Source organism: Nonomuraea sp. NPDC003727 (assembly GCF_053586935.1).
Map to the genome: position 1 here is coordinate 922171 of NZ_JBSFNE010000001.1, position 17844 is coordinate 940014.

15 protein-coding genes, 1 tRNA gene and 1 other RNA gene are annotated in these 17844 nt (G+C 70.5%); 5 read left to right on the top strand and 12 right to left on the bottom strand.

Translation table 11 applies throughout. The features are described from left to right. Window positions 1-62 precede the first annotated feature (62 nt). Complete coding sequence (locus ACWDLG_RS04495) at window positions 63-731, bottom strand: TetR/AcrR family transcriptional regulator (RefSeq protein ID WP_354921155.1); 669 nt, start codon at window positions 729-731, stop codon at window positions 63-65. 35 nt (window positions 732-766) lie between these two features. On the opposite strand from ACWDLG_RS04495, the gene ACWDLG_RS04500 reads away from it, so the two are divergent. Continuing rightward, on the top strand, window positions 767-1537 hold the full coding sequence (locus ACWDLG_RS04500) for a hypothetical protein (protein ID WP_449915899.1): 771 nt from the start codon (window positions 767-769) through the stop codon (window positions 1535-1537). 603 nt (window positions 1538-2140) lie between these two features. Here ACWDLG_RS04500 and ACWDLG_RS04505 read toward each other — a convergent pair. From ACWDLG_RS04505 to ACWDLG_RS04525, 5 genes are all read right to left on the bottom strand, one after another. Then, window positions 2141-3202 (bottom strand): aspartate-semialdehyde dehydrogenase, encoded by a 1062-nt coding sequence (locus ACWDLG_RS04505; protein ID WP_449915902.1) that lies wholly within the window; start codon window positions 3200-3202, stop codon window positions 2141-2143. Further along, window positions 3199-4473 carry an aspartate kinase gene (locus ACWDLG_RS04510; protein ID WP_354921164.1) on the bottom strand — a complete coding sequence of 425 codons (1275 nt, stop codon included), beginning with the start codon at window positions 4471-4473 and terminating at the stop codon, window positions 3199-3201. The genes ACWDLG_RS04505 and ACWDLG_RS04510 overlap by 4 nt, the downstream gene beginning before the upstream one ends. 84 nt (window positions 4474-4557) lie before the next feature. Beyond that, on the bottom strand, window positions 4558-5088 hold the full coding sequence (locus ACWDLG_RS04515; RefSeq protein WP_449915905.1) for a DUF5063 domain-containing protein: 531 nt from the start codon (window positions 5086-5088) through the stop codon (window positions 4558-4560). Continuing rightward, window positions 5081-5680 carry a recombination mediator RecR gene (gene recR, locus ACWDLG_RS04520; protein ID WP_358132984.1) on the bottom strand — a complete coding sequence of 200 codons (600 nt, stop codon included), beginning with the start codon at window positions 5678-5680 and terminating at the stop codon, window positions 5081-5083. The genes ACWDLG_RS04515 and recR overlap by 8 nt, the downstream gene beginning before the upstream one ends. Window positions 5681-5683: 3 nt before the next feature. Next, window positions 5684-6034, bottom strand: a complete 351-nt coding sequence (locus ACWDLG_RS04525) for a YbaB/EbfC family nucleoid-associated protein (RefSeq protein WP_354919065.1) — start codon at window positions 6032-6034, stop codon at window positions 5684-5686. 333 nt (window positions 6035-6367) lie between these two features. On the opposite strand from ACWDLG_RS04525, the gene ACWDLG_RS04530 reads away from it, so the two are divergent. Then, window positions 6368-7747 (top strand): GAF domain-containing protein, encoded by a 1380-nt coding sequence (locus tag ACWDLG_RS04530; RefSeq protein WP_449915910.1) that lies wholly within the window; start codon window positions 6368-6370, stop codon window positions 7745-7747. A 504-nt stretch (window positions 7748-8251) separates the two neighbouring features. On the opposite strand, the gene ACWDLG_RS04535 is transcribed toward ACWDLG_RS04530, so the two are convergent. Continuing rightward, on the bottom strand, window positions 8252-11308 hold the full coding sequence (locus tag ACWDLG_RS04535; RefSeq protein ID WP_449915912.1) for a DNA polymerase III subunit gamma and tau: 3057 nt from the start codon (window positions 11306-11308) through the stop codon (window positions 8252-8254). 31 nt (window positions 11309-11339) lie between these two features. Next, window positions 11340-11435, bottom strand: an RNA gene (gene ffs / locus ACWDLG_RS04540) — signal recognition particle sRNA small type. Window positions 11436-11518: 83 nt separating this feature from the next. Here ffs and ACWDLG_RS04545 point away from each other — a divergent pair. Then, window positions 11519-11603, top strand: a tRNA-Ser gene (locus ACWDLG_RS04545). 648 nt (window positions 11604-12251) lie between these two features. On the opposite strand, the gene ACWDLG_RS04550 is transcribed toward ACWDLG_RS04545, so the two are convergent. Next, window positions 12252-13106 carry a LysR family transcriptional regulator gene (locus ACWDLG_RS04550; RefSeq protein WP_449915914.1) on the bottom strand — a complete coding sequence of 285 codons (855 nt, stop codon included), beginning with the start codon at window positions 13104-13106 and terminating at the stop codon, window positions 12252-12254. Between the two features lie 137 nt (window positions 13107-13243). Between ACWDLG_RS04550 and ACWDLG_RS04555 the strand changes: the two genes are divergently transcribed. Continuing rightward, complete coding sequence (locus ACWDLG_RS04555; protein WP_449915916.1) at window positions 13244-14173, top strand: MBL fold metallo-hydrolase; 930 nt, start codon at window positions 13244-13246, stop codon at window positions 14171-14173. 115 nt (window positions 14174-14288) lie between these two features. Here ACWDLG_RS04555 and ACWDLG_RS04560 read toward each other — a convergent pair whose 3' ends face one another. From ACWDLG_RS04560 to ACWDLG_RS04570, 3 genes are all read right to left on the bottom strand, one after another. Next, the gene (locus ACWDLG_RS04560) at window positions 14289-15620 is read right to left on the bottom strand and encodes a diacylglycerol/lipid kinase family protein (RefSeq protein WP_449915918.1); all 1332 of its coding nucleotides are present in this window, start codon (window positions 15618-15620) and stop codon (window positions 14289-14291) included. A gap of 251 nt (window positions 15621-15871) precedes the next feature. Beyond that, window positions 15872-16393 (bottom strand): hypothetical protein, encoded by a 522-nt coding sequence (locus ACWDLG_RS04565; protein ID WP_449915921.1) that lies wholly within the window; start codon window positions 16391-16393, stop codon window positions 15872-15874. 13 nt (window positions 16394-16406) lie between these two features. Further along, window positions 16407-17279, bottom strand: coding sequence for an oxidoreductase (locus tag ACWDLG_RS04570; protein ID WP_449915923.1), 873 nt, complete (start codon window positions 17277-17279; stop codon window positions 16407-16409). A 62-nt stretch (window positions 17280-17341) separates the two neighbouring features. On the opposite strand from ACWDLG_RS04570, the gene ACWDLG_RS04575 reads away from it, so the two are divergent. Continuing rightward, window positions 17342-17827: a hypothetical protein gene (locus ACWDLG_RS04575; protein WP_449915924.1), complete on the top strand. Its 486-nt coding sequence runs from the start codon at window positions 17342-17344 to the stop codon at window positions 17825-17827. The last annotated feature ends 17 nt before the right edge of the window (window positions 17828-17844 follow it).

Below are 17844 nucleotides of genomic sequence, written 5' to 3' on the forward strand. Positions count from 1 at the left end.
TACCAACCAGACGGTATGCCACTGGCGGCGCATCGCTGCGCGACGGCCGCGACGACACGGGGTCACGCCCTGAGCTCGTGCACCGCCGCGATGAAGTCCTTGGTGATGCCGCGCAGGCCGGGCAGGTTCGACAGACCGACCAGCCGGTCGACGAGCGGCACGCTCACCTCGATCAGCCGGTAGGTGCGCGCGCAGCCGGGCGAGGTGTCGTGCACCCAGTAGAGGACGATCCCCATCGACATCAGCCACAGCAGCTCGGGCAGCTCCTCGCGCAGCTCGGCGTCCATCCGGTCGCGCGCGCCCTCGACCACCTGCCGGTAGATGGCGATGGACGCCTCGCGGGCCGGCGTCGACTGGGCGCTGAAGGGACTGAGCGGGTTGGTGGGCTCGGCCGCGTGCTTGAAGAACTTCACCGCGAACTCGTGGTACGGCTCCGACACCCGCACCCACTCCCGCAGCACGCCCGTCAGCCTGGCCGCGAACGACGCCTCGGAGGCCAGCAGCTCGCGGCAGGCCTCCTCGTGCGCGATCTGGGCACGGTCGTAGTACGCCTGCACCAGCTCGTCCTTGGAGGCGAAGTAGTAGTAGGCGTTACCCACGGAGACCCCCGCCTCCGCCGCGATGGCCCGCATCGTGGTCGCATCGAAGCCGCGTTCCCTGAACAGGCGCAAGGCCGTCTCGACGATGAGCTCTCGGGTGCTCTCCGATCCTCGGGTTCGGGGTTCGGACACGCTCGTCACTTTACGTTAGTCGGCCCCGTGAGGTCATGGAGCCGCACGGTGATCACCGCCACAGGGTAAAGATCGGCGCACGGGAGGGATCACCGGCGCCGAATCGTGGGATTGAACCCTTCGGGCGGAAGGGCATCTCCGCGAAAAAAGGCCATCACATGTGGATACGTTGGTTGGTGCGGCTCTGTGTCGCCGCGCTCATCGCCATACAGACCTGCATCATCGTGCTGTCGGCTGCCGCCTCGGCAGCTCCGGTCCGGCCCGGCTCGACCGTCGAAGAGGACGTCGTCGAGGCGCGCCCGCCGATCATCAGAACATACGCGTTGGAAGGCGTGATCCGGATCGCCCGCTGGTACACGGGCGCCGCGGAACAGCCGAAGGTCGACCTGTCGCGGGCCATGCCGCGCGGGACGATGCGCGTCTCTCACACCTTCGCCATGGACCGTCTCACGTCGGCGGGTCTGCGCTGGAAGTCCAGCGGGAACTGCACCGACAAGAACAACCGCACATGCACGTCGCTGCAGTCCGTCAGGTCCGCCACGGTCACCGGGGCGATCGACCTGAAGCGGGCCAGCGGGTGCAAGATCATGGTCACCGGCGGCACCGAGGCGGGGCACGCACCCGGCCGGTACAGCCACGGGGCCGGCTACAAGCTCGACATCAGCCACAACAAGTGCATCGACCGGTACATCACCGAGACATATCCCAGCGCGGGCGTGCGCTCCGACGGCGCCACGCTGTACCGCTCGGAGACGGGCACCGTCTTCGCCGGCGAGTCCGACCACTGGGACATCCTGTTCCCGTGACCGCTCCCCTCCTACCAGGCCCGGCGCCCGTCATGCGCAACACCGCCGGCCGGGCCCCCTCCTCCTGAGCACTACCGCCGGCCCGGCGCCCCTCATGAGTAACACCGCCGGTCCGGCGCCCCTCATGAGTAACACCGCCGGTCCGGCGCCCCTCATGAGTAACACCGCCGGTCCGGCGCCCCTCCTGTACGGCAAGCCGGTCTGGCGCCTCCGTGGGCGCGTGGTCCCGTCCGTCGCGGGCGCGCCGCCCAGCAGGACTCCGGCCCCCGCCGCAACGGCACCCGTCGAACAACGTGGGACGGCGCGCAGGGGACGGCCCACGACCGGGCGGCCCAGAAGTCCGTCCAGTCGTCTATCAGGGGTCGTCCGTCAGGGTGGTCCGTGGCGGCGGGCAAGGGGCGCCGCACGAGGAGCGTCCCTTCGACGGGCGTCAGCCGGTGACCACGGAGGCGCGTGGAATGGCTTGCCGTACAGGAAGGAGACCACCGGCGCGCTACGCGGCCCCGCTCGGCGGGAAACGGGGCACTGCTTGCCGTACAGGAAGGAGACCTGTGGAAACGGAGAAACCCCCGGCGGGCCGGGGGTTTCTCGGGAGATTGCGGGTCAGAACTCCGTGGCCACCAGCTCGGCGATCTCCGCCGCGTTGAGGGCCGCGCCCTTGCGCAGGTTGTCGCCGCACACGAACATGTCGAGCGTGTTCGGGAAGTCGATCGCCTGGCGGATCCGGCCGATGTAGGTCGGGTCGGTGCCCACCACGTCGACCGGGGTCGGCCACACGCCGTTGGCCGGGTCGTCCATGAGGACCACGGTCGGCGCCGCCTCCAGGATGCGGTGCGCGTCGGCGACGGTGATCTCCCGCTCGAACCGGGCGTGGACGGCCAGCGAGTGGGTGGTCACGACCGGCACCCGCACGCAGGTGGCGGAGACCTTCAGGTCGGGGATGCCGAGGATCTTGCGCGACTCGTTGCGCAGCTTCAGCTCCTCGGAGGCCCAGCCGCCGTCCTTGTACGAGCCCGCCCACGGCACCACGTTGAACGCGATCGGCGCGGGGAACGGCGAGTCGGCCTCGAGCTTGTTGGCCAGCGCCTTGCGCACGTCACCGGCCGTCTGGCCGATCGAACGGTCGCCCGCCAGCGCCTCGACCTCGTCGTACAGCCGCGCGGGACCCGCCACGCCGGCGCCGGACACCGCCTGGTAGGAGGCGACGACGAGCTCCTTCAGCGTGTACTCGGCGTGCAGCGCGCCGATCGCCGCCATCATCGACAGCGTGGTGCAGTTGGGCGTCGAGATGATGTTGCGCGGCCTGGTGCGGGCGGCCAGCGGGTTCACCTCGGGGACGACCAGCGGGACGTCCGGCTCCATGCGGAACGTGCCGGACTTGTCGATCGCGATGGCGCCCCGCTCCGCGGCGATCGGCACCCACGTGGCCGACACCTCGTCGGGGACGTCGAAGATGGCGATGTCGACGCCGTCGAACACCTCGGGCGCGAGCGCCTGGACGACGACGTCCTCGCCGCGGACCTGGAGGACCTTGCCTGCGCTGCGGGCGGAGGCGACGAGACGGATCTCGCCCCAGATGTCCTCACGGGTCGAGACCAGCTCGCGCATCACGGTGCCCACGGCACCGGTCGCCCCGATCAGGGCCAGAGTGGGTCGCTTGCTCATCGTCCTGTCCCTCCGTACACCACGGCCTCCACCTGGTCCGAGTCGAGGTCGAAGGCGCGGTGCGCCGCGGCCACGGCCGCGTCGACGCCGTCCTGCCCCACGATCACCGAGATGCGGATCTCCGAGGTGGAGATCATCTCGATGTTGACCCCCGCGTCCGCGATGGCGGCGAAGAAGGTCGCGGTGACGCCGGGGTGCGAGCGCATGCCCGCGCCGATCAGCGACACCTTGCCGATCTGGTCGTCGAACTGCAGCGACTCGAATCCGACCTGGGCCTGGATCCGCTTGAGCGCCGACAGCGCCGTCTGGCTGTCCGCCGCGGGAAGCGTGAAGGAGATGTCCGTACGGCCGGTCGCGGCAGCCGAGACGTTCTGCACGATCATGTCGATGTTGATCTCGGCCTCGGACAGCGTTTTGAAGATGGCGGCAGCCTCTCCGACCTTGTCGGGAACCCCGACAACGGTGATCTTGGCCTCGCTCCGGTCGTGTGCGACGCCGGAGATGATCGGCTGCTCCATCTCGGTTCCTTCGGTGTAAGGGTCGGCCACGACCCACGTGCCTTCCTTGGTGCTGAATGAGCTGCGCACGTGGATCGGCAGGTTGAACCTGCGAGCGTACTCGACACAGCGCAGGTGCAGGATTTTCGCCCCACAGGCGGCCATCTCCAGCATCTCCTCGTAGGAGATCCTGGGGATCTGCCGCGCCTGCGGCACGATGCGCGGGTCGGCGGTGTAGACGCCGTCGACGTCGGTGTAGATCTCGCAGACGTCGGCCTCGAGGGCCGCCGCCAGCGCCACGGCCGTGGTGTCGGAACCGCCACGGCCCAGCGTCGTGATGTCCTTGGTGTCCTGAGAGACGCCCTGGAACCCGGCCACGATCGCGATCTGGCCTTCGTCGAGCGCCTCGCGGATACGGCTCGGCGTCACGTCGATGATGCGCGCCTTGCCGTGCGTGGAGTCGGTGATCACGCCCGCCTGGGAGCCGGTGAACGAGCGCGCTTCATGGCCCAGGTTGGCGATCGCCATCGCCAGCAGGGCCATCGAGATGCGCTCGCCCGCGGTCAGCAGCATGTCGAGCTCGCGGCCAGGAGGCAGCGGCGACACCTGCTCGGCCAGATCGAGCAGTTCGTCCGTCGTGTCACCCATCGCGGAGACGATGACCACGACCTCGTTGCCGGCTTTTTTCGTCGCGACGATCCGCTGCGCGACCCGCTTGATGCAGGACGCGTCGGCGACGGATGAACCACCGTACTTTTGCACAACGAGCGCCACGAGAGTCTCCCAGTCTGGACTGTGAGCTGCCAGTCTACTGGCGCCTTCTCATGCACCCGGGTGGAAAGCCCACTATGTGGACATTCAGCTGGAGAGGGCCTCCTCAGCCACATCGAGGCGCGTATGGGCCGCGAGCGCCTGGAGTGCCCGCATGGCCGCGCCCGCGTGGTTGCCCCACGTGTTGAAGTAGGAGTACTGCCACCACCACAGCGCCTCCAGCGGCCGCCCCGCGTGGTAGTGACGCAGGCCGTGGATGAGATCGGCGGCCACCGCCGTCAGGTCGTCGGACAGCCGGTACGGCGTGACGGCGGTGTCCTTGTAGGGGTCGAACACCTCGACGTAGTCGTCGACCGCCTCCATCCGCTCGGCCAGCGCCGTACGGACCCCGTCGACGTCGGGGTCCTCGCTCAGCGGCGGCTCCCAGTTGCCGGACAGGATGATGTCCTGGCTGGCGCCGAGCTGGGCGCCGGCCAGACTCACCTGCGCCACCTCGACGAGCAGCAACGACCAGATGGCGTCGCCGCCCTCGCCGCCCGCCACCCTGCTCAGGCCGTCCAGATAGTTCTGCGCGTGCCCTGCGATCTCGTCGGCGAGAGCGCTCCACTGATCAGACATCCAGCAGCCTCCGTCCTTCGAACGCGCGGCCCAGGGTGACCTCGTCGGCGTACTCGAGATCACCGCCCACAGGCAGGCCGCTGGCCAGTCGTGTCACTTTCACGCCCATCGGCTTCACCAGCCGGGCGAGATAGGTCGCCGTCGCCTCCCCCTCGAGGTTGGGGTCGGTGGCGAGGATGAGCTCGGTCACCCGGCCGTCGGCCAGGCGGGTCATCAGCTCACGGATGCGCAGGTCGTCGGGGCCGATGCCGTCGATCGGGCTGATCGCCCCGCCGAGCACGTGGTAGGTGCCGCGGAACTCGCGCGTCTTCTCGATCGCGACGACGTCCTTCGACTCCTCCACCACGCAGATCACATGGGGGTCGCGCCGCGCGTCGCGGCAGATCCGGCACTCCTCCTCCGAGGCGACGTTGCCGCACACGCGGCAGAACCGGACCTTCTCCTTGACCTCGAGCAACGCGTGGGCCAGCCGCTTGACGTCCACGGGATCGGCCGCCAGCAGGTGGAAGGCGATCCGTTGCGCGCTCTTGGGACCGACGCCCGGGAGCATCCCCAGCTCGTCGATCAGGTTCTGGACGACCCCCTCGTACATGGCCTAGAACCCTGGAAGCTGGCCGAGACCACCGCCGCCGAGCCCCTGGGCCAGCGGGCCCAGCTTCTCCTGCTGCAGGTCGGACGCCGCGCGTACGGCGTCGCGAACGGCCGCGATGACCAGGTCGGCGATCGTGTCGGCGGTGTCCTGCGGGTCGTCGGCGTCGATGACGCTCGGATTGATCTTCAGCTCGAGCAGCTCACCAGATCCGTTGACGACAGCCGTGACCAGACCGCCCCCGGCCGAGCCCTCGATCTGCGCATCGTTGAGCTCCTGCTGGGCGCTCACGAGCTGCTGCTGCATGAGCTGAGCCTGCTCCAGCAGCTGCTGCAGGTTGACATCCCCTGGGTTCACCTTCGTGCGCTCCTCGTCGGCTCCGCGTTCATAACTGTCACGAGCCTACGGTGTCTGAGCGCCGACATGTACTGGTGGGCACATGCGTTTCGACTTTGTCGACGATCGCGGCGTCATGGCCGGGTCCCAGCCCCCCTCCAGCGTCCGGGACCCGGCCATCACGCCGACAGGAGCGGCCGCGCCACGCCGGCGTGATGGGAGGAAGCTAGCGCCCACAACGTTGCACACACGTTGCGAGCGATCAATCACCCTGAGCAATCCCCCGAACGGCTTGCGCGAGAGAGGTGATAACACGGATGCTTCGCCGTACAGCATGACTACCTGGAGTGGCCAATGAGTTACGGTCGGCGGCTACGCCGGATCCTGGAGACAGGGGTCGGTGCGCCGCGCCAGCTGATCAACGCCTCCTGGCAGCGCTCGATGGAGGCCGGCGTCGACCCCGAGAGCCAGGCGGCGCCGCTGGTCTACGACGGCTCTCTCATCAAGGACGTCCGCCAGGCGCATCCCCTTCAACCCGTCCTGCCCATGCTCGCGCACACGCTGAAGCGGATGGCCGACGAGTCCGCGCACATCATGATCGTGACGGATGCCGAGGGCCGCATCCTGTGGCGCGACGGCGACTCCGGCACCATGCGCCGCGCCGACCTGGTCGGACTGGCCGACGGGCACCACTGGTCGGAGATGTCCGTCGGCACCAACGGCATCGGCACCGCCCTCGCCACCCGCAGACCCGTCCACGTCTACTCGGCCGAGCACCTGCTGCGCGTGCTCCACTGCTGGTCGTGCAGTTCGGCGCCGATCCTCGACCCCGACAGCGGCGGCGTCCTCGGCTGCGTCGACGTGAGCGGCACCACCCGCAGCCTCCACCCCGCCACCGTCGCGCTGGTCGACACCACGGCCAAGCTCGCCGAGGCGCAGCTGGCGCTCATGATGCACGAACGCGACGAGCGCCTGCGCCGACGCTACGACTCCCTCATGCGGCGCTCCGGCGTCCTGGTCACCGCCACCGGGCGGGTCCTGTCCGGCGACCCGGGCGGCCTGCTCGGCTCCCGCATCCGGCTCCCCGAACCCGGCACCACGGTCTGCCCCGACGGGATCCTCGAACCGTTCTTCGACGGGTACCTGCTGTTCCCTGGCGAACGGCCGGAGGCGCTGCCGCTGCGGCTCACCTTCCTCGGCGAAGGACAACCCACGGTCCGGTACGGCGACCACACGATGACCGTCTCCCTGCGACACGCCGAGATCCTCACCCTGCTGGCCCTCTACCCGCGGGGCCTCACCTCGGAGCAGCTCTCCTGTCACCTCTACGGCGACGACGGCAACCCCGCGACCATCCGCGCCGAGATCTACCGCCTGCGCGCCCAGCTCGGCGGGGCGGTCGCGGCCAAGCCGTACCGGCTGCTCGTCCCCGTGGCCGCCGACTTCCTCGAACTGAAGCGGCTGCTCGGCGGCAACGACCCCGCCGCCGTGGCCCGCGCCTACACGGGGCCGCTGCTGCCCCGCTCCGAGTCGCCCGAGATCCGGTGCGCGCGCGACGAGCTCGAGGTGCAGGTACGCGCCAGCCTCCTCACCGGCGGCACCGCCGACGACCTGTGGGCGTACGCGCAGACGACCAACGGCCGCGACGACCCCCAGGTGCTGGAACGGGTGGCCGCCACCCTGCCCTCCAGCGACCACCGCGCGGCCGCCGCCCGCGCCCGCCTGTCCCCCTGACCGCGGTCCTCCTGAAGCGTCCCCCACGACGCCGGCGGTCGCTCACCTTGCCCGCGCCCGCCTGAAGCGTTCCCCCCGACATCGGCGGTCGCTCACCTTGCCCGCGAAGGCGCCTTCACGCTCGCGTTCTCCGGATCACCGCGTCTCGACCGACGGACGCCCGGCCCCTGCCTGACGGGCGCCGGCCCTTCTGATCAACGGCTCCGCGCGGATCGCAGGACCGGTATCCCGGAACATGCCGATCGGCACGACACGATCGAGCCCCAGCCGTCCGTGCGTCTCACCGCTCCAGCGCCTGTCGGCGAGGTCCGAGCCGTCAACGCTCCCTCGCCCGGCGGCCTGCCCGAGTGCCGATGTCCCCCACCACCGGGTCACTCCACTCCGCGCCCGGTCTCGACCCGACCGCCGCGAGCGGCTCGAGCTCCAGCACCTCCGCCCCGGCTCCGACAGGGCCCGACGCGACCTCCCAGGCAAGTCGAGCTCCCAGGGTCACCCGCGGGCCGGTCAGGTGTGGTCGATCTCGCCGATCATCTGCGCGCCGAGCTCCCGCTGCAGGAGGGCCATGCCGCTGAGCTCGTCGACGTCCGCGTCGGCGTCGTTGAGGGGATCGACCTCGTCGACCTCCGAGCCGCGGTTCCGCCCCGGGATCGCGTCGGGCCAGCCACCCGCCTGCCCGCCGGCCTTTCCGCCGCCCTGCCGCGATGTGGGCTGGCGCGGGCCTGCCTGCGCGGCCGCCTGCGCCGCCGACCTCGCCGCGGCCAGTCCAGGGCTGGGTGTACGGCTGGTCGCCTGGGCCGGGCTGGGCATGGGCGGCGTGCCGTAGTCGTGGTCGTCGGGCGCCTGGGGCCACGACTCGTCGGTCGTGAGCCGCTCCCCGGCCCCGCTCGTGTCGCCTGCGGTCTGTGCCGCCGACCCTGACGCCTGGTCGGATCCGGCCCCGGCCGCCTGGCCCGCGCCGCCTGACCAGTCGCCCTGAGCCGCGCCGCCGCCCGGCCCTTCGCCGCTCTGCGGGCCGCCCGAGACGTCGCTCTGCCCGCCACCCGCCGGCCCGCCACCGGCAGTACCCCCGGAACCGCCGGGGCCGCCAGGGCTGCCCTGTCCACCAGGACCGGCAGGCCCACCGGCACCGCCTGGTCCACCGAATCCACCGGAACCGGCAGCGCCGGCTTCGCCGGCCCCACCAGTACCAGGCCCGTTCGCCCCACCAGTACCAGGCCCGTTCGCCGCACCAGCGCCGGGACCGCCGAACCCACCGCCACCACCGGGACCTGCACCGCCGGAAACCCCGGCACCGCCAGGCCCGAGGCCACCGGGACCAGCACCGCCCGGCCCGATCCCGCCGGAAGCACCAACGCCGCCAGGTCCGCCAGGTCCGCCGGGAACACCAGCATTGCCGGCTCCGCCTGGACCACCGGGGCTGCCGGGACCGCCGGGCCCGCCCGCACTACCGGCTCCGCCCGGCCCACCAGCGTTGCCGGGCCCGCCGGCACCTCCGAAGCCGCCGGGACCACCGCCCTGGCCGCTCTGGGCCGGCGAGCCGTCCGGCTGCGTGGAGCCCATGGATCCACCCGAGGCGTCCCAACCACCCGCCGCAGAACCGGCCGAAACAGCACCGCCCGAGGCGGGACCGCCCGAGGCGGGACCGCCCGGAGCGCCAGGACCGCCCGGCACGCGGGGGGCGGCTTGGGCGTTGCGGCCGCCCTGGGGAACGGGCGCGCCGCCCACGACGGCCTCGACCCGCCACGTGCCGCCCAGCACGTCGCCGAGCGCCCCGGCCACGACGGCGTCCTTGCCGCCGCCGGTGAAGTTCTTCATCGCGCCGACCTGGCTGAACCCGAGCGTGACCAGGTTTCCCTCGACGCCGACGACCTGGGCGTTGGTGTTGACGTTCGCCCAGACGACGATGCTGCGCTTCTTCAGCGCGGCCAGAACGGCGGGCCACTGCTGCTGGAGCGGGCCGACGCCGCTGCCCGTCGCGGCAGGGGCGGAGGCAGGAGTGGGAGCGTGGTGGACGGGCTCGGATTGCTGCGCGGGTGCTCCTGGCCGCACGGGCTCGGGCCAGTCGACGTCGCCCCCGGTGACCCCACCGGAAGCACCGCCACCCGACGCACCACCATCCGATGCGAGGCCGCCCGACGCGGCACCACCGGAAGCAGGACCGCCCGGAGCGGCACCAGCGGAAGCGGCACCGGCCGCGGCGACACCGTCCATGATTGCGCCGCCCGGCCTGGCGCCGCTCGAAGCCGGGCCGTTCGTCGCGAGATCACCGGCAGCCGCGCCGCCTCCAACAGGGCCGCCACTGGCGTAAGAGTCACCGGCGGAAGCGCGGGAGGAAGGGCCGGGAACCGCGGCCGCGGGGCCGCCTGCCGTACCGGAAGACGAGCGGGCGGCCATCTGGGCGACGACCCCGCCGCGCTCCAGGCGTTCGAGGCGGGCCAGCAGGGCCGCCTCCCCCTGGGCGGCGGCGGGCAGCAGCACCCGCGCGCACATCAGCTCCAGCAGCAGCCGCGGCGAGGTGGCGCCGCGCATCTCGGTGAGTCCCGCGTTGAAGACCTCCGCCGCGCGGGTCAGCTCGGCGGGGCCCATGGAGGCCGCCTGGGCCACCAGGCGTTCGAGCTCGTCGGCGGGACGGTCGAGCAGCCCGCTGGAGGCCGCCTCGGGAACGTTGGCGAGGATGACCAGGTCACGGAAGCGCTCGAGCAGGTCGGCGGCGAACCGCCGGGGATCGTGGCCGCCCTCGATCACCCTGTTGACCGTCTGGAAGACCGCCGCCCCCTCACGCTTGGCGAAGGCGCCGACCACCTCGTCCAGCAGGTCGCCGTCGGTGTAGCCGAGCAGGGACACGGCCTTGGCGTAGGTGATGCCGTCGTCCTCCGCGCCCGCGAGCAACTGGTCGAGGATGGACAGCGAGTCACGCGCCGACCCCGCGCCCGCGCGCACGACCAGCGGCAGGGCGGCCGGCTCGAACGGCACGCTCTCGGAGGTGAGGATCTCCTCCATCAGCGCCTTGAGCGTGGCCGGCGGCATCAGCCTGAACGGGTAGTGGTGGGTACGCGACTTGATGGTGCCGATGACCTTTTCCGGCTCCGTCGTCGCGAAAATGAACTTCAGGTGCGGCGGAGGCTCCTCGACGAGCTTGAGCAGCGCGTTGAAACCCTCGCGGGTCACCATGTGCGCCTCGTCGATGATGTAGATCTTGTAGCGCGCGGAGACGGGGGCGAAGAACGCCCGCTCGCGCAGGTCACGCGCGTCGTCGACGCCACCGTGGGACGCCGCGTCGATCTCGATGACGTCGAGGTGGCCGGGACCCGTGGGCGCGAGCGCCACACAGGACTCGCACTCGCCGCAGGGGTCGGGCGTCGGACCCTTCTCACAGTTGAGCGAGCGCGCCAGGATGCGGGCGCTGGACGTCTTGCCGCAGCCCCGAGGACCGCTGAACAGGTAGGCGTGGTTGATCCGGCCGGTGCGCAGTGCCTGCCGCAAGGGGTCGGTGACGTGCTCCTGACCCTTGACCTCGGCGAAGGTTCCGGGCCGGTACTTGCGGTAAAGCGCAAGACTCATGCGACCATCCCGCCTGGGAGGGGGCTTCCAATGAAGAGACCCCTCGCGCACCCGCCAGAGCCCGCTTATCCTTGCTGCCTTCCGGCCCTGGGGAGGTTCACAGGATGACGCCGCGCGAGGGGTCCTCCGACAGTCTAGCCCCGTACGGCAGTGCTCGCTCACGTTGAATGGTGGTCTCTTCAGCGTGAAGAGTCCGGTAAGCTTCTCGACGGAGGATTCGCCTAGTGGCCGAGGGCGCACGCTTGGAAAGCGTGTATAGGGCAACCTATCGGGGGTTCAAATCCCCCATCCTCCGCGCCTGGTTGAGGCAGTAAAACGCGAAGGGGCCGACCATACCCAGTCGGCCCCTTCGTCGTGTCCAGTCTCAGTTTTAGTCTCAGTTGGCCTCTTCGGAGGGCTCGTCCCCCTCCGCGCCCGGTTCTCCTCCGCCAGCTCAAAGGGGCTATGCCATGATCAGTGGCATGGCCCCCTTTGGTTTTGGGTCTCAGCCGGCCTCTTTCAGCGGCTCATCGGGGTCTTCCGCGCCGTACGCGGTTGAGCGCCGCACGGATCGTCCGGTGAACGTGACGCGCCGTGTCAGCAGACTTCCCTGACGCCTGGAGCTTCACCTACGGGTGGTGGGTTGACCGTCACCTGATCAGCGAGGTCTCCAGTAATGGCAATGTCCCAAAGGGAAGATCGCCAGGGTTCCGGCTCACGTCGACACGGGATCAGGTGGATGGGTCAGCCTTGTCTACACGCGTAGTAGATAGCCGGCACCTCTCGCAGACCTTGAGCTCACTCGGGTCATTGGCCCTTCAGTAGCGGTCACCACGGCCGGTTCCGGCCTCGGACGTCGACGGCCCCGCCGTACCCGCAGCGTCTCCTTGTCTAGGTCTGTGGTCACCCACCGGGAGCGACCCGCCCTGGGGCGGCATCGGTCCAGGGCTCGATCGGGTGAGGGTCAACCCCGCGCCTGACGAAAGACGGCCGTGGCGATGCGGGTGAGCGAGCGGATCAACGGGTTGTCGTTGGCGCTGTTCCAGGCGACGACGAGGGGGCTGGGCGGCATGTCGGCCAGGGGGACGGCGGTGAGGCCGTCAGGCAGCGCATGGGCGAGGGGTGCCAGCCCGAGCGTGCCGTTCCACAGAACGGCCTGCAGGCACTCGTGGACGGTCCGCACCACGGGGCCGTCCCGCGGCTCGCCGGCGTTCCAGTAGGAGCGCCAGATCGGATCGGTCCCGTCGGGAAACTGGAACCAGCGGCGATCAGCGAGATCACGCACGTGCAGGACGTCGCGCTGAGCAAGCGGGTCGTCGGTGCGCAGGACCACGCCGACGGGGTCGGAGCGCAGCACGTGGATCTTGATCCCCGTGTCGTCGAAGGGCGCCCTGGTGAGGGCGACGTCGACGAGACCGTGGCGCAGGCCGGTGGTCGGGTCGGTGAAGCCGGCTTCGCGGATGCGGACGTCGACTCCGGGGTGATGCTGCCGGAAGGCGGCGGCGAGGTGGGTGCCCGCCTGTTCGGCGCTGTCGCCAAGAGTCCCAAGAGTGATGGCGTCGGTTGCGGCGGCGACCCGGGCGCGCGCCTGCTCCGCCTGGTCCAGCAGCGTGCGCGCCTCGTCGTAGAGCGCCGTACCGGCGGCGGTGAGCGTTACTCCCGTGGACGAACGGCGCAGCAGGGTGGTGCCGAGATCGCTCTCCAGCTGTTTGACGGCTCGGCTGAGGGGCGGCTGGGTCATGTGCAGACGGGTGGCGGCGCGGCCGAAGTGGCGTTCCTCGGCGACGGCCACGAAGTAACGCAGCAGGCGTAGCTCCATCACCGGCGACGATACCCGCACGGTATCGGGTGTGGGAGATCGGTGTTGGACGCCTCGGGCGATCCGGCGATGGACTGGGCCGGACCGATCGCCCGGACGACCACCTGGCGATCATGGCTTTCCGAGGAGTCGCCGCCATGGCCGAATACCAGCCCGTTGTGCAGATCATCGGAGTTCAGGAGCTCGCGCGCGATCTGCTGGTGATCCCGAACCGGCGTGTGCAGCTGGTGCCCAACATCGGGGTCATCGGTGGCACTCATTCCGCCCTGGTCGTCGAGACCGGGATGGGTCCAGGCAACGCGGAAACCGTTCTCGAGTTCGCCACCGAGTACGCGCGCGGCCGCAAGCTGTACCTGACCACGACACACTTCCACCCCGAGCACGCCTTCGGCGCCCAGACGTTCGCCGGGGAGGCGACGTTCCTGATCAACCGCGCGCAAGCCGAAGACCTGGCCATGAAGGGCCCCGGTTACCTCGACATGTTCAAGGGACTCGGCGAACCGGTCGCCCGGCAGCTGGAGGGCGTCGAACTCGCCACGCCGGACGTCGTCTATGACGACTCCTACGACCTCGACCTGGGTGGCCGGGTGGTACGGCTGCGGGCCACCGGACGGGCGCACAGCAAGGGCGACCAGGTGATCACGGTGCCCGACGCCGGGGTGATGTTCACCGGCGACCTCGTGGAGGCAGGGCAGTTCGCGATCTTCCCGTGGTTCCCGCCACACGACACTGACGTGTCCGGCATCCGGTGGATCGCGGTGATGCAGCGGCTGGCCGAGCAGAGCCCGCGGGTGGTGGTCCCGGGCCACGGCGACATCGGCGGCCCGGAGCTGCTGGCCGATGTCCGCGACTATCTTCATCTGCTGCGCGACGAAACCTGGGTACGCCGCGACTCGGCCATGAGCGAGGAGACGATCAAAGAGGAAGTCACAGCCCTGATGATCGCGCGCCACCCGGAATGGGACGGGCAGGAGTGGATCGAGAAGGGCGTCGGCTGCCTGTGCGCCGAACACGTCGGCGGACCTCATCAACGGCCGCAGGGCCAGGTGGACACGCTCACGGAGTAGTCGCCTCCCGCGTCCGGCGGGAACCAGACCGACATCTCGACCTGAGCGCCCTCGGCACCCTTCACCACACATTCCTCGCCCTCAGGCGAGTCCTCGCCGGCGTGATGCGCGCGTGTCATGGGGACTGGTGTTGTCTTGGGGAGACGGCCAGGTGCCACAGCCGGCGCCAGTCCAGGCGTGGCCGGGCGCGGGCCGTTCCGCGTCGGCTGCTGGCTGGTACGCGCACGCGCAGGACGCCGGGCTGGATACGGCAGTGCACCGGGGTCGCGACCATGAGCGCCTCCCCGTCGACCCCCACGGGGATCTCCGGCACGTCGGCATCGATGACGGCCTCGCGGGCGGTGAGCGAGGTCAGCCCGCCCGACCGGCCCCTGCGGATCAGGCCGGCGGCCTGCACGGCGTTGTCCACCTTGACGCTGAGGACGCCGAGGACCCCCGAGTCCAGGCGGGCACGACGGCCGAGGCCGGCGGGGTCTCCCACGTGGTAGGGGTTGTTGCTCACCAGTACGGCCTGCGGGTCCTCGACGGTCACGGTGTCGGTCCGTACGGTGAGGCGGGGGCCGCGCTGACCAGTAAGGAGTTCGGGCAGCATCTCCAAGGTGGTGTGCGTCTTGTCATCGCGATAGGCGGGGCTTTGCACGATGGCCGCGTAGGCGCCGAAGGACGCGTTGTTGACGAAGACCCGATCGTTGATGCGTCCCAGGTCGACGCGGATCTCCACGCCTTCGTCGAGCGCTGCCAGGCACGTGGAGGGGTCGTTCCGATCCAGCCCGAGGTCCATGGCGAAGTGGTTGCGGGTGCCCGCGGAAATGACCATGAAAGGGACGCCGTGCTCGGCCGCCACAGCGGCCACCAGGGCCTGCGTTCCGTCGCCGCCCGCGACGCCCAGGAGGTCCGCGCCTTCGGCCACGGCCTTGCGCGCCAGCTCGGTCACGTCCTGGTGATGGGCCGGGTCGAGAACCGCGACCTGCGCTCCACGTGCTCGCGCCTTGGCCACCAGGTCGAACGCGCTCACCTTTCCACCGCCCGAGCGTGGGTTCATGATCAGGAACGGACGCCTGAGCGGGAGCGCCGGGAACTCCCGTGAAGAGGCAGGCTCGGAGCCCATGCCGAGAGCGACCCGGCCGATGAGCACGGCCAGCATCATCAGCACGCCCGACATGACCACCGGCCAGAGCATCCCGACGATCGCATACCTGACGAGCACGGCGACGGGGACGGCGATGACCAACACGGCCGCGCACGCGCGTGCCACGCCGCGATGGGTGAGCGCCCACCACAGCGCGGCGACGGTAAAGGCCAGCCCCGCCACTCCGAGGCCGAGGAGCGTGATGCTGCGCAGCCCCGCGGAGGCCATCGGAATCACCGCGGCGGCCGCCGCCGTGACAAGAGAGAGGCGGGCGATCCAGGTCCGCGTCCGGCTGGTGCGGCTTGTGGCGGTGTTCACGGGTGCTCCTGAGACCTGTATCCCCCCATGGCACCGCCATCACGCCAACCGGGCGTCACCCGGCTGAGGTGACTCCCGCGGTACGGCCCGCCGCTTCGCGGAAGTCTGGGGCGGCGCCACGGCACGATCCGGGCCAGGAGCCGGACGCGACGGCGTGCCCGAACAGTCCGCCTGCCGTCCACCCGTCCAGCCCCGGCCGCAGGGACGCGACTCGTACGGGTCCCCCGGTTCGTCGCCTGACGGGCACGCGCTCAGGAAGCGACGGGCCCTCGGGGGCCGGGTGTGAGGTACGGCTGGTCCGCGTAGCGGTAGAGCTGCACCACGAACCAGATGGCGGCGACGAGGGCGGCGAGCGCCACCCAGGGCGTCCCGGGGATCACGTAGCCGGAAAGAAGCTCGGCGGACAGGACGACCGTGACCACCCATCGCAGCGTGTCGAACGTCGAGGCCGTCGGCGGGTCGTTCTGGGCGCGGGCGCGTTTGACGATCCCGTCGGCGATGAACCAGATCGTGAGGATGACGGCGATGCTGTGCAGGAGGCCGATGAAGAGGAACCGGCCGAGCCCGACGAACATCGCCAGCGACAGCGCCATCGCCACCACGGCGCTCGCGTGGGCCGGGCCGAACACCGTGTCGTTCGCGGCCTTCATGCTCGACAGCCCGAGGACGACCAGGAGCCAGCCGACCGGGTCGACGAGGATGTCGAACCCGAACAGGCTCAGGGTGACGAAAGCGATCAGGAAACCGGCCGCGACCCGGCGGAGGGGGAGCACGCGGAAGATCGTCTCACTGCCCGGCCGGATTCTCCAGAGTGGAGATGTCTTCCGGGCTGAGCTCGAGGGTGCCCGCGGCGACGTTCTCCTCCAGGTGCTCCAGGGAGCCGGTGCCGGGGATCGGGAGGATGTTCGGTGACCGGGCCAGCAGCCAGGCCAGCGCCACCTGCGGCACGGTCGCGCGGTGGCGGGCGGCGACAGCGTCCAGGCGCTCGGTCGTGATCGGCTGGAAACCGCCGACCGGGAAGAACGGGACGTAGGCGATGCCCGCTTCCGCGCAGGCGTCGACGAGCGGGTCGTCGTCACGCCTGGCCAGGTTGTAGAGGTTCTGGACGCAGGCGATCGGCGTGATCGTGCGGGCTTCGGCGAGCTCGGCGGCGGTGACGTTGGAGACGCCGAGGTGGCGGATCAGGCCCTCGTCGCGCAGCGCGCACAGCGTTTCCAGGGGGCCGGCCAGCGGTGTCACGGCACGGTCGAGGTCGCCCAGCCGCAGGTTCACCACGTCCAGGCGGTCGACGCCGAGCGAGCGCAGGTTCGCCTCGATGCCGCGGCGCAGGTTGTCAGGGGTGAGACCGGTCTTCTCCGCCGCGGGCAGGGCCAGGTCGGAGCCCTCGACCAGTGCCCCGACCTTGGTCACGATCACCAGGTCGTCCGGGTAGGGGTGCAGCGCCTCCCTGATCAGCTCGTTGGCCGCCACGCCGTCGCGCGCGTAGTAGTGCGAGGTGTCGATGTGGTTCACCCCGAGTTCGACCGCCCGGCGCAGGACGGCCAGGGCCGTCTCCCGGGTGGGCCGGTCGCCTTTCGGCCAACCGGTCAGCTTCATCGCGCCGTAGCCGATCCTCGCCACGCTCAGGTCGCCGCCGAGTGCCCATCGTTCCGTCGTCACGTTCACCCAGCCTAGACGTCGTGCGGGAGGCGCCGGCAAAGGCGCTGTGATCAACTGTCCCCATGGAAGCCGTCATAGCGGGGCTCATCGCCATCGGGGGAACGCTGTTGGGTTCCCTCGTCACCTACCTCTTCCAGCAGAGAGCCACCCAGCGGGCCGAACAGTTCGCGATCTCCGCCCGACTGCGCGAGGAACGCATGACCGTCTACAGCGGTTTCGCCGGTGCCGTTCTGCAGTTCAGGACAGCGCAGTACGACCGCGCCCTGCGCGCCTTCGAAGGCGAGCCGACGCCGGCCTACGACGAGGCCAAGGCGACCTCCTACCGGCTCCGCGCGTCCGCCTGGCATGCTCTCTACCGCGTCCGGCTGCTGGCCGAGGACCCCGAGATCTCGCGTCTGGCGGAGGACGCCATGGCTCTCGCTGCCGACATGCATGAGGCCCGGGACAGGCGAACCCTGACCGGACGGGGCGATGACGTGCGATCCGCCGTCGAGGCGTTCATCGCCACGGCGTCCGCCGAGGTAACGCGGCCACGGCCGCTGCCGTAGCGGTCGTGGCCGTCCGT